Raw genomic sequence first — 10,108 nt, forward strand, 5'->3', positions numbered from 1 at the left:
CTTTGTCACAACACGCCACACAATCGCACAATCCACGAACGGTTCCGGTCAATTGGCGGTACACGTTCGATACTTGATGCGTCATCAATCCATAACAGAGCGAACGGAAACGATGATTTGAGCAACTGGGTGTAGTGCCGCCTGTACGAAGCGTTATTCTCCTTAGACGCAAACCGGTACCCACGCGTCCCTACGGCGGGTGACGGTCCCGTACTGCACGTGATGGAAGCTCTGCCTCTGGGAGTCCCGTGTACCCACACGTCGGGGTTGACGCCTCGGGCCTGGCTACGCTGCGCGCAACGGTCCTCGACTGTCTGCGCGGCTTCGTCCCCACCGCGTATGCCGTTCCCGCCCTCGCCACCCCACAGCCCGTCAGCCCGGCCGTCGGCACGGTCGACCGCCCCGGCCAGGCCGGTCCGTGCTACGCCCTGGCGGACGGCGGCGCCGCGGTCGGCAGACGTTCCCGCGGCTCCACCCCCACCGCCCGGCGCCCCGGCGCCGACAGCGACAGCCGCCGCATGATGGACCTCGTCGAGCGCGCCCAGTCCGGGGAGGCCGAGGCGTTCGGCCGGCTCTACGACCAGTACGCCGACACGGTCTACCGGTACATCTACTACCGCGTGGGCGGCCGGGCCACGGCCGAGGACCTCACCAGCGAGACGTTCCTGCGCGCCCTGCGCCGCATCGGCACCTTCACCTGGCAGGGCCGCGACTTCGGCGCCTGGCTGGTGACCATCGCCCGCAACCTCGTCGCCGACCACTTCAAGTCCAGCCGCTTCCGGCTGGAGGTCACCACCGGCGAGATGCTGGACGCCAACGAGGTCGAGCGCAGCCCCGAGGACTCCGTCCTCGAATCGCTGTCCAACGCCGCCCTGCTCCAAGCGGTGCGAAAACTCAACCCGCAGCAGCAGGAGTGCGTGACGCTCCGCTTCCTCCAGGGCCTCTCGGTCGCCGAGACCGCCCGGGTCATGGGGAAGAACGAGGGCGCGATCAAAACGCTTCAGTACCGGGCCGTACGCACGCTGGCCCGGCTTCTTCCGGACGACGCCCGCTGACCGCCCGTAGCCTCCCGGCCACGGTACGTCCGCCCGCCGGGAGGGCCCTCGGGGAGGGCGTAACCCGGGTGCTGCGCCGCTCGTTGTGGGGGATGCAGGCGCCTTGTGGTCGTACCCTGCCAGTGATCCACTCACTCGATCGGGTGGACGCGCGCATGGCACGGAACCCTCGGGTGTCCTGGGGAGTCGACCGTCACGACGAGAGGAGGTGCCGCCTGTGATCGCGAACGTATCGGCACACCGGCGGGCGAACGCCTTCGCCAAGGCCCTGGAGGCCCTGGAGGCCCTGGAGAGCAACCACCAGGCCGCCCGGGACGAGACGCCGCAGCAACAGCCAGGTTCCCCATCGGCGGAGAGCGCCGAGCGGAGACGGCTGCTGGCCCTGGCGAGCGGGCTGGGCGAGCTGCCGGCACCGACATTGGACCCGGAGGTCCGCGCCACCCAGCGGGCGCAGCTGCTCGCCGCCATGGAGGCGGCCTTCGCCGAGGGGGCGCCGCGCGTGCCCGAGCAGCGCCGCCGCCCCAGCGGCGCCCACCGGGCCAAACCTCCGGTGGCAAGATTCCGCCCCCGTTCCCGCTGGTCCAAGGGGCTCGCGGCCGGGGGGCTCACGGTCGGCGTGGCGGCGGGCGCGTTCGGCGGCGTCGCCGCGGCCAGCTCGAACGCGCTGCCGGGCGACACCCTCTACGGGTTCAAGCGCGGTATGGAAGACCTCAAGCTGGAGATGGCGGACGGCGACGCCGACCGGGGCCGGATCTATCTGGACCAGGCGTCCACGCGGATGAGCGAGGCGCGCCGGCTGATGGAGCGGACCCGCACCGGCGATCTGGACCATGACTCGCTGGGCGAGATCCGCCGGGTCCTCGCCGGAATGCGCCATGACGCCTCAGAGGGCCACCGGCTGCTGCACCAGGTCTATGAGCGCGACGGCTCGCTCGGCCCGATCCAGCAGCTGTCCACCTTCTCGCAGGCCCACCGCGACGGCTGGAGCCGGCTGCGCGAGCAGCTGCCGGTCCAGCTCATGGACGTGGGCGACGAGGTGAGCTCGGTCTTCGACGCCATAGACCAAGAGGTCGGTCCGCTGCGGGCGTTGCTGCCCACGAAGAAGGAGCAGCAGGCCCAGTCCGGTCCGCAGACCGGCCATGCACCGCAGCGCGCGGGCGGGCCGGACCCGGACGACCGCCCGGCGTCCGCCTCGGCCACCCCGAGCGGCAGCCGCACGGACGAGAAGACGGCCCCCCGCCCGCACCCGTCGTCCTCGGCGAGCACCCACAGCCAGAGCGGCGGCCTGGTGGGCGGGGCCGGCGATCTGCTGGACCCACCGCTCGGCGGCGGATCAAGCCCCAGTCCGTCCACGGGCAAGGGCGACCAGGGCAGCAAGCCGTCCCAGCCGGACATCACGATTCCCCCGCTGCTGCCGGACCTGCTGCCGGGCCTGAGCATCGACGGCGACGACACGAGGTGAAAAAGCCCGGGGGGTGGTGTACAGCGCACACCACCCCCCGGGAGCAAGCCCTCAGAAGAACACCGACCGCCGCTGCACGAGCAACTTATAGAGCGTGTGCTGGATCGTTTCTCGTACCTGGTCGGTCAGGTTGAACATCAGCATCGGGTCGTCCGCCGCCTCCGGCGGATGCCCGTCCGTGGGGATGGGCTCGCCGAACTGGATGGTCCACTTCGTCGGCAGCGGCACCGCGCCCAGCGGCCCGAGCAGCGGGAAGGTCGGCGTGATCGGGAAGTACGGAATGCCGAGCAGCCGGGCCAGGGTCTTCGCGTTCCCCACCATCGGATAGATCTCCTCCGCGCCCACGATCGAGCACGGCACGATCGGCGCCCCCGCGCGCAGCGCCGTCGAGACGAAGCCGCCCCGCCCGAAGCGCTGGAGCTTGTACCGCTCCGAGAACGGCTTGCCGATCCCCTTGAAGCCCTCCGGCATCACCCCGACCACCTCGCCGCGCTCCAGCAGCAGCTGGGCGTCCTCGGCGCAGGCGAGGGTGTGCCCGGCCTTGCGGGCCAGCTCGTTGATGACCGGCAGCACGAAGACCAGGTCGGCCGCGAGCAGCCGCAGATGGCGCTTGGCGGGGTGGTTGTCGTGCACGGCCACCTGGAGCATCAGCCCGTCCAGCGGGAGCACCCCGGAGTGGTTGGCGACGACGAGCGCGCCGCCGCTGTCGGGGATGTTCTCGATCCCCTTCACCTCGACCCGGAAGTACTTGTCGGACAGCGGGCGCAGCAGGGACATCAGCACCTGCTCGGTCAGATCGTGGTCGTAGCCGAAGTCGTCGACCTCGTAGTCCCCGGTGATCCGGCGGCGCAGAAAGCTCAGCCCGTGGGCCAGCTTGCGCTCCCAGTCGCCGCTGCCCGGAGCGGGTTTGGGCGGGTCGGGCGGCAGCGGCGGCACGGCCGCGGCCGCCGTCTGGGGGCGCTGCTCGAGCGCCTCGTCGCGCTGCTGCGGTACGGGCTTGAGCGAGCCCTGGGAGCGGCCGCCACGGCCCAGCCGGGGGACCTTCCTCCGGGACGACCGGGGTTCCTCGCCGAACGGAATGACCTTGGCGTCCGCCATGGTAGTTGCGCTCCTTAAGGCTGGGCGCCGGCGGGCAGCAGCGCGGCGAGCCGGTCGATGGTACGGGCGAGGGTCTCGGGCGGGAGCAGCCCGGGGCCACGGCTGTGCGCATAGTCCGCGAGGGCGCCGGCGGTGGTGTGCTCGGGTTCGAATCCCAGGGTCTCGCGCATCTGGGTGGTGGCCACGACCCGGCCGTGGGTGAGCAGCCGGATCTGCTCGGGCGAGAAGTCGGTGATGCCGAGGGACCGCAGTGCGGTGCGGGCCCAGCGCAGAGTGGGCAGCAGCAGCGGCAGGGTCGGACGGCCGAGCCGCCGGGCGGCCTGGGAGAGCAGCAGCACCCCGTCTCCGGCGATGTTGAACGTGCCGCTGTTGAGCGTGGACCGGCGCGGCTCGGAGGCCGCGATCCGCAGCACCTCGATGGCGTCCTTCTCATGGACGAACTGGAGCCGCGGGTCGTAGCCGATGACGGTGGGCAGCACCGGCAGCGCGAAGTACTCGGCGAGCGGGGAGTCCGCGCACGGCCCCAGGATGTTGGCGAAGCGCAGCACGCACACCGCGACATCGGGGCGACGCCGGGCGAAACCCCGGACATACCCCTCGACCTCGACGGTGTCCTTGGCGAAGCCGCCGCTGGGGAGGGATTTGGGCGGGGTGGTCTCGCTGAAGACGGCGGGGTCGCGGGGCGCGGAGCCGTACACATTGGTGCTGGACTTCACCACCAGCCGCTGCACCGACGGGGCCTTCTGGCAGGCGCCGAGCAGCTGCATGGTGCCGATGACATTGGTCTCCTTGACCGAGGCGCGATTGCCGCGCGCGCCCAGCGGAGTGCCGTTGATATCCATGTGGACGACGGTGTGGACGCCGTATTCGGCGAGCAGTTTCCCGATCGTGGGATGACGGATATCGGCCCGGACGAAGTCGGCGCCGCCGAGGTGGTGTTCGGGCGGTACGGCGTCCACGCCGATCACCCGCTCCACATCGGGTTCGCGCTGTATGCGCCGGACGAAACGGCCTCCCAGCCGGCGAGCGACTCCGGTGACGAGCACGACCTTTCCCAAGATCAGCGCCTTCCTTCCCACCCTCGTCCGAGCTGGGCTGTGCCGAACACCGTAACCGCTCGGTGTTGCGCTGTGATGACCACTCGCCGCGCGGTGCGACGTTTTGAGCCGGGGCCGGAGGGGCGAGGGTGGCTTCAGACCGGTGCCACCCACGCACCGCAGCCCTCCCACCGGTGGTGGAAGGGCTGCGGGACGAACACAGCGTCGCTTGCTTACTTCTTGTTGCGACGCTGGACGCGCGTGCGCTTGAGCAGCTTGCGGTGCTTCTTCTTCGCCATCCGCTTGCGCCGCTTCTTGATAACAGAGCCCACGACTACCCTCGCTCACTTCGATTCACTCGGTGCGGGGCGTCCGAGCCCACACGACCTACATCGGGCCAGCCTACCCGGCGCCGAGCGAACCACGTAATCCGAGGGTCCTCCCCGGGCCCGGAAACGGCCTAGGCGGACTCCACCCCCACATACGATTCGCGGAGGTATTCATGAACCGCTTGCTCTGGGACCCGGAAAGACCTGCCCACCCGGATCGCCGGCAGATGACCACTGTGCACCAAGCGGTACACGGTCATCTTGGACACTCGCATCACCGAGGCGACTTCCGCCACGGTCAGAAACTGAACCTCGTTCAGAGGCCGTTCGCCAGCAGCCATGACAACACCTGAACCTTCCGCACATGTCGGGCACCGGCTTCCCCTCCGGTGACTCCTTGTCGCATGCGCGCTCCACCCCAGGTTAGGGGCGGGTGATGCAAGTGGGGAAGAGGAGTAGCGATCGGACGCCTACTGTGACAGACACGCTCGATTGAGTACATAGCGAGTAATCGGCCGGTAGTAACCAGACCGCACACCGTCATCAAGCGGAACGGCGACGGACACCCGTCCCTCGGCCTCCCCGACGAACAGCGCGGGGTCGTCCGTGTCACCCGGACCCATGGCCTCAAAGCCCAGCTGACCTGCTCCGCAGACCCATCCGTGGTCCCCGATGACCAGTCCCGGCAGGGGCCCGCCGGACTCCGCGGCACAGCCGAGAGCGACCCGAACCGGGAGCGGCGAATGGCTGTGGGCGCCCGGCTCACTCGCGGTCGGACGAGCGCCGGGCGCCCGCACCATCGCGACACCTCGTACGTAGGCGAGCCGGTGGGTACGTACGCCGAACCGCGTCGTTATGTCGATACATCTACCCTCTGCGGGGGTGAGGACACGGCAGCCCGCCGCCGAGAGCGCCGACGCCAACGCGGCGTAGAAGCCGAGGAGACGGTGGGGATGGCCGGTGCCGAGGAGCACCGGGACCCGGTCCCGGGCGGCCCCGCGCAGCCGGTCCGCGAAGGCGTCCAACGCGGCGATCGTCAGCTCCGGATCGATCACATCCGGCCCCGAAACATGGGCCGGGTCGACCGAAACCCCGCATTTCTCGCCCATCAGACCGAGCAATTCCATAAAGGACCAGTCGTCATCGGGCTCCAGCCCGAGCAGCACCCGGGGGTCCCGGGCCGCGAAGAGCCGATAGCGGCGCAGGCTCTCCTCCCGGCTCGTGGCCACGGGCCCGGCGAGCCGCGCCGCCAGCAGATGCGCACGCAGCGCCGCGGTACTCAACACACCCCCGATGCTGGCGGACCCACCCCGTCGGCCGCCCGAATACGCAAGCAGACCCCACGGTTGGCGTAACGGCCACTACGGGTCGTCCACCGCACGGCAGTGCCCTCGCCCCTGGCCCCGGGCTTTCCAGCCCCCGGCCCTTGAGGAGCGGGGCCTTGGGGCGGAGCCGCGCCTTCCAGCCCCTCCGGCGCTTGAGGAGCAGGGTCCGGGGCGGAGCCCCACCTTCCAGCCCCTCCGGCGTTTGAGGAGCGGGGTCTGGGGCGGAGCCCCCCACGCGGCGGAGCCGCATATCGTCAGGTGCCGGGAAGGGGCGGGGAGGGGAGCAGCCCGCCGCAGGCGTCCCGGAACGCCGGCCACCCCCGGGCCGCGGCCGTCGTACGGGCCGATCTACGGCAGCAGCCCATGGTGCGGAAAGACCACCCGCCGCGTCGCCAAAATCGCCTGGTCCAACCGATCCGCAGGGTCGTACCCCGCCTCGTGGAAGTCCTCCCACTCCGGCTCCCGCCCATCCGTCATCCGCCGCGGCGCATCCATCCGAGTCCGCCGATACACCTCCTGCCGCCACTCCTCCGGCACCGCCATCGTGGCCTCCACCGGCCGCCCCGCCGCGATCGCCACCAGATGCGTCCAGGACCGCGGCACCACGTCCACCACCGCGTAGCCGCCGCCCCCGAGCGCCACCCACCGCCCGTCCGCGTGCTCGTGCGCCAGCCGGTGACAGCTCTCGGCGACCGCCCGCTGCGCGTCGACGGTCACCGCCAAGTGGGCCAGCGGGTCCTCGACATGGGTGTCCGCGCCATGCTGGGTCACCAGCACCTGCGGGCGGAACGCCGCCAGCAGCTCCGGCACCACCGCGTGGAAGGCCCGCAGCCAGCCCGCGTCCGAGGTCCCGGCCGGCAGCGCCAGATTGACCGCCGAGCCCTCGGCGCCCTCCCCGCCCGCCTCCTCCGGCCAGCCGGTCTGCGGGAACAGCGTCCGGGGGTGCTCGTGCAGCGAGATCGTCAGCACCCGCGGATCGTCCCAGAACGCCGCCTGCACCCCGTCCCCGTGGTGGACGTCCACATCCACGTACGCGACCCGCTCGGCCCCCAGCTCCAGCAGCCGCGCGATCGCCAGCGCCGCGTCGTTGTAGATGCAGAACCCGGACGCGCCCCGGGGCATCGCGTGGTGCAGCCCGCCCGCGAAGTTCACCGCGTGCAGGGCCTCCCCGCTCCAGACGTCCTCGGCCGCGCCCACCGACTGCCCGGCGATCAGCGCGGATGCCTCGTGCATCCCCGCGAAGGCCGGATCGTCGATCGTCCCGAGGCCGTACGAGCCGTCCGCCGCCTCCGGGGCGGCCGAGGCGCGCCGTACCGCCTCGATGTACTCCTGCCCGTGGACCAGGCGCAGCGTCGACTCCCCGGCCGGCTTGGCGGCCACCACCCGGACCGCCCGGTCCAGCCCGTACGCCCGCACCAACCCCATGGTCAGCGCCAACCGCACCGGGTCCATCGGATGCCCGGCGCCGAAGTCGTATCCGGTTACTTCCTCATCCCACATCAACTGTGCGCGGCCGCTCATGCCCGTCACCGTATCCGGCTGGTACAGGGCTGAACGACCTCGCATACCGGATCGTCATCAGCACGAGCGCCATCGGCACCAGCATCGCCGCACGGTAGTTCCACGCCCCGCCCAGCGCGCCGACGAGCGGGGAGCCGATGAGGAAGCCCACGTAGTTGAAGATGTTGAGGCGCGCGACGGCGGCGTCGGACGCCCCGGGGAAGAGCCGCCCCGCGGCCGCGAAGGTCTGCGGCACCAGCACGCACAACCCCAGCCCCAGCAGCGTGAACCCGGCCATCCCCACCCAGGCGCCGGGCGCCGCCGCGACCACCGCGAAGCCGCCGCCCGCGAGCAGCGCCCCGGCCCGGACCACGGTGACCGCGCCGAAGCGCCGCACCCCGAGATCGCCGAAGGACCGGCCGAGGAGCGTGGTGACCATGTAGACGTTGTACGGGACCGTGGCCAGCTGCTCGGAGCTGTGCAGCACGTCCTCCAGGTACTTGGCGCTCCAGTTGGAGACGGTGGAGTCACCGATGTAGGCGAAGGCCATGACGAGACAGAGCGGCAGCAGCGCCCGCATGCTCACGGTGGTCCCGCCCCGCGACACTTCGGTCGGCTCGACGCCCTGGTGCTTCGCCCGGCGGCCACTCCGGTGCTCGCCCCGGTGGTCGACGTACCAGCGGCCGGCGATCAGCGCGACGGGCACCAGGACGGCCACCAGCGGCGCGTAGAGCGTGGGCAGCGGCAGATCCCAGTGCGCCCCCACCCAGGCGAGCGAGGCCCCGGCGATCCCGCCCAGGCTGTACGCGCCGTGGAAACCGAGCATGATGCTGCGCCCGTACGCGCGCTGGAGGCTCACCCCGAGCATGTTCATCGACGCGTCGAGCGCCCCGACCGTCAGCCCGAACACCCCGAGCGCCACGGCGAGCTGCCACACCGTCGTCCCCGATCCGGCGGACAGCAGGGCGAGGGAGACGATGGGCTGCACCACGCGGAGGACCAGCCCCGGACGCATCCGCTTGACGAGATGCTCGGTGGAGACGCTGCCCACCCCGGCGAGGATCGGCACGGCGGCCAGGAAGAGGGGCAGCAGCCCATCGGATATCCCGTACCGGTCCTGGAGCGCGGGGATGCGCGTCACCAGCAGAGCGAAGATCGCGCCCTGGACGAAGAAGCTGATGGCCAATGAGGCCCGGCCTTGCCGAAGCCGGCGGCTCGGACGCGAATCCGTCATGGCCGTGGAGCGTACGGCCCCGGGCTACCTGTGGGTAGAGGTGAGCAGTCCTCGCAGTTCGGCCATCTCCATGAAGAGGCCCCGGGCCGCGGCGAGTTTGGCGGCGGGTGTCATGGCCGTGTAGCCGTACACATCCATCCCGGCCGCCAGGGCGGCCTGGACCCCGAGCGGGCTGTCCTCGACGACGGCACAGCGCTCGGGCGCCACGCCCATGCGCTCGGCCGCGTGGAGAAACAGATCCGGGGCGGGCTTGCCCCGGCCCACGTCCTCGGAGCTGAAGATGTGGTCCTCGCCGAAGAGGTCGTACAGCCCGGTCGTACGGAGGGCCACGCGGATGCGCTCATGGCTTCCGGAGGAGGCGACGCAGTACGGAACCCCGTCGGCCCGCAGCTTCTCCAGCACCTCGGCCACCCCGGTCACCGGCCGCAGCTCACGGCGGAAGGCGTCGAAGACCCGGCCGTGGAAGGTGGTGTCGAAGTCGGGCGGAAGCCGCCGGCCCGAGCGCTCGAGTACCAGGTCGTGGATGCGATGCATGGCGGAGCCCATGTAGTCGCGTATGGAGTCCTCGTAGCTGGTGGGGTGTCCCAACTCCGTGAGGTAGGCCGCGAGAAGCCGGTTGGAGATGGGTTCGCTGTCGACGAGCACTCCGTCGTTGTCGAAGATGACCAGGTCATAGTGCATGCGGTCAGCCTACAAACAGAAATGCGAAAAGCCCGGTTGCGAGCCGAAGCTCCCAACCGGGCTTTTCGTAAAATTTGTTCGGCGGTGTCCTACTCTCCCACAGGGTCCCCCCTGCAGTACCATCGGCGCTGAAAGGCTTAGCTTCCGGGTTCGGAATGTAACCGGGCGTTTCCCTAACGCTATAACCACCGAAACACTATGAAGATGAACCGGACCCAGCCCACAAAGGGGCGGTCAGACGGTTCATTGCTTCAGAACCAACACAGTGGACGCGAGCACCTGAGGACAAGCCCTCGGCCTATTAGTACCAGTCAACTCCACCGGTCACCCGGCTTCCATATCTGGCCTATCAACCCAGTCGTCTACTGGGAGCCTTAACCCATCACG

At 70.3% G+C, this 10,108-nt stretch carries 10 protein-coding genes and 2 rRNA genes; 2 read left to right on the forward strand and 10 right to left on the reverse strand.

The genetic code is table 11. The features are described 5' to 3' along the window. The first annotated feature begins 248 nt into the window (after positions 1-248). Together ACT2CW_RS25795 and ACT2CW_RS25800 are read left to right on the forward strand one after the other, a co-directional pair. Positions 249-1,055, forward strand: a complete 807-nt coding sequence (locus tag ACT2CW_RS25795) for an ECF subfamily RNA polymerase sigma factor, BldN family (RefSeq protein ID WP_086884617.1) — start codon at positions 249-251, stop codon at positions 1,053-1,055. Between the two features lie 217 nt (positions 1,056-1,272). Then, the gene (locus ACT2CW_RS25800; protein ID WP_445518403.1) at positions 1,273-2,517 is read left to right on the forward strand and encodes a DUF5667 domain-containing protein; all 1,245 of its coding nucleotides are present in this window, start codon (positions 1,273-1,275) and stop codon (positions 2,515-2,517) included. A gap of 51 nt (positions 2,518-2,568) precedes the next feature. Here the strand turns inward: ACT2CW_RS25800 and ACT2CW_RS25805 are convergent, their stop codons facing one another. The 10 genes from ACT2CW_RS25805 to ACT2CW_RS25850 form a co-directional block, all read right to left on the reverse strand. Next, positions 2,569-3,615: a lysophospholipid acyltransferase family protein gene (locus tag ACT2CW_RS25805; RefSeq protein ID WP_037955294.1), complete on the reverse strand. Its 1,047-nt coding sequence runs from the start codon at positions 3,613-3,615 to the stop codon at positions 2,569-2,571. 14 nt (positions 3,616-3,629) lie between these two features. Next, positions 3,630-4,673 carry an NAD-dependent epimerase/dehydratase family protein gene (locus ACT2CW_RS25810; RefSeq protein WP_137978961.1) on the reverse strand — a complete coding sequence of 348 codons (1,044 nt, stop codon included), beginning with the start codon at positions 4,671-4,673 and terminating at the stop codon, positions 3,630-3,632. Between the two features lie 212 nt (positions 4,674-4,885). Continuing rightward, positions 4,886-4,984: a 30S ribosomal protein bS22 gene (locus ACT2CW_RS25815; protein ID WP_003948845.1), complete on the reverse strand. Its 99-nt coding sequence runs from the start codon at positions 4,982-4,984 to the stop codon at positions 4,886-4,888. Between the two features lie 128 nt (positions 4,985-5,112). Next, positions 5,113-5,322 (reverse strand): helix-turn-helix domain-containing protein, encoded by a 210-nt coding sequence (locus ACT2CW_RS25820; protein WP_014053989.1) that lies wholly within the window; start codon positions 5,320-5,322, stop codon positions 5,113-5,115. A 129-nt stretch (positions 5,323-5,451) separates the two neighbouring features. Further along, positions 5,452-6,267, reverse strand: coding sequence for a phosphatase (locus tag ACT2CW_RS25825; protein WP_414082262.1), 816 nt, complete (start codon positions 6,265-6,267; stop codon positions 5,452-5,454). A 387-nt stretch (positions 6,268-6,654) separates the two neighbouring features. Continuing rightward, positions 6,655-7,827: an acetoin utilization protein AcuC gene (locus ACT2CW_RS25830; protein ID WP_445518404.1), complete on the reverse strand. Its 1,173-nt coding sequence runs from the start codon at positions 7,825-7,827 to the stop codon at positions 6,655-6,657. Further along, positions 7,796-9,040 carry an MFS transporter gene (locus ACT2CW_RS25835; RefSeq protein WP_445518405.1) on the reverse strand — a complete coding sequence of 415 codons (1,245 nt, stop codon included), beginning with the start codon at positions 9,038-9,040 and terminating at the stop codon, positions 7,796-7,798. The genes ACT2CW_RS25830 and ACT2CW_RS25835 overlap by 32 nt, the downstream gene beginning before the upstream one ends. Before the next feature lie 24 nt (positions 9,041-9,064). Then, positions 9,065-9,721, reverse strand: a complete 657-nt coding sequence (locus tag ACT2CW_RS25840) for an HAD family hydrolase (protein ID WP_445518406.1) — start codon at positions 9,719-9,721, stop codon at positions 9,065-9,067. Positions 9,722-9,797: 76 nt separating this feature from the next. Beyond that, a 5S ribosomal RNA gene (rrf, locus tag ACT2CW_RS25845) occupies positions 9,798-9,914 on the reverse strand. Positions 9,915-10,002: 88 nt separating this feature from the next. Next, positions 10,003-10,108: ribosomal RNA gene (locus tag ACT2CW_RS25850) — 23S ribosomal RNA — on the reverse strand; the annotation flags it as partial.

This window comes from Streptomyces sp. NEAU-174, from assembly GCF_052665095.1.

Bases quoted from the DNA above. Each gene is read 5' to 3' on its own strand.
- ACT2CW_RS25805 (WP_037955294.1), bottom strand. From the start codon at position 3,615: ATGGCGGACGCCAAGGTCATTCCGTTCGGCGAGGAACCCCGGTCGTCC.
- ACT2CW_RS25840 (WP_445518406.1), bottom strand. From the start codon at position 9,721: ATGCACTATGACCTGGTCATCTTCGACAACGACGGAGTGCTCGTCGAC.
- ACT2CW_RS25835 (WP_445518405.1), bottom strand. From the start codon at position 9,040: ATGACGGATTCGCGTCCGAGCCGCCGGCTTCGGCAAGGCCGGGCCTCA.
- ACT2CW_RS25830 (WP_445518404.1), bottom strand. From the start codon at position 7,827: ATGAGCGGCCGCGCACAGTTGATGTGGGATGAGGAAGTAACCGGATAC.
- ACT2CW_RS25820 (WP_014053989.1), bottom strand. From the start codon at position 5,322: ATGGCTGCTGGCGAACGGCCTCTGAACGAGGTTCAGTTTCTGACCGTG.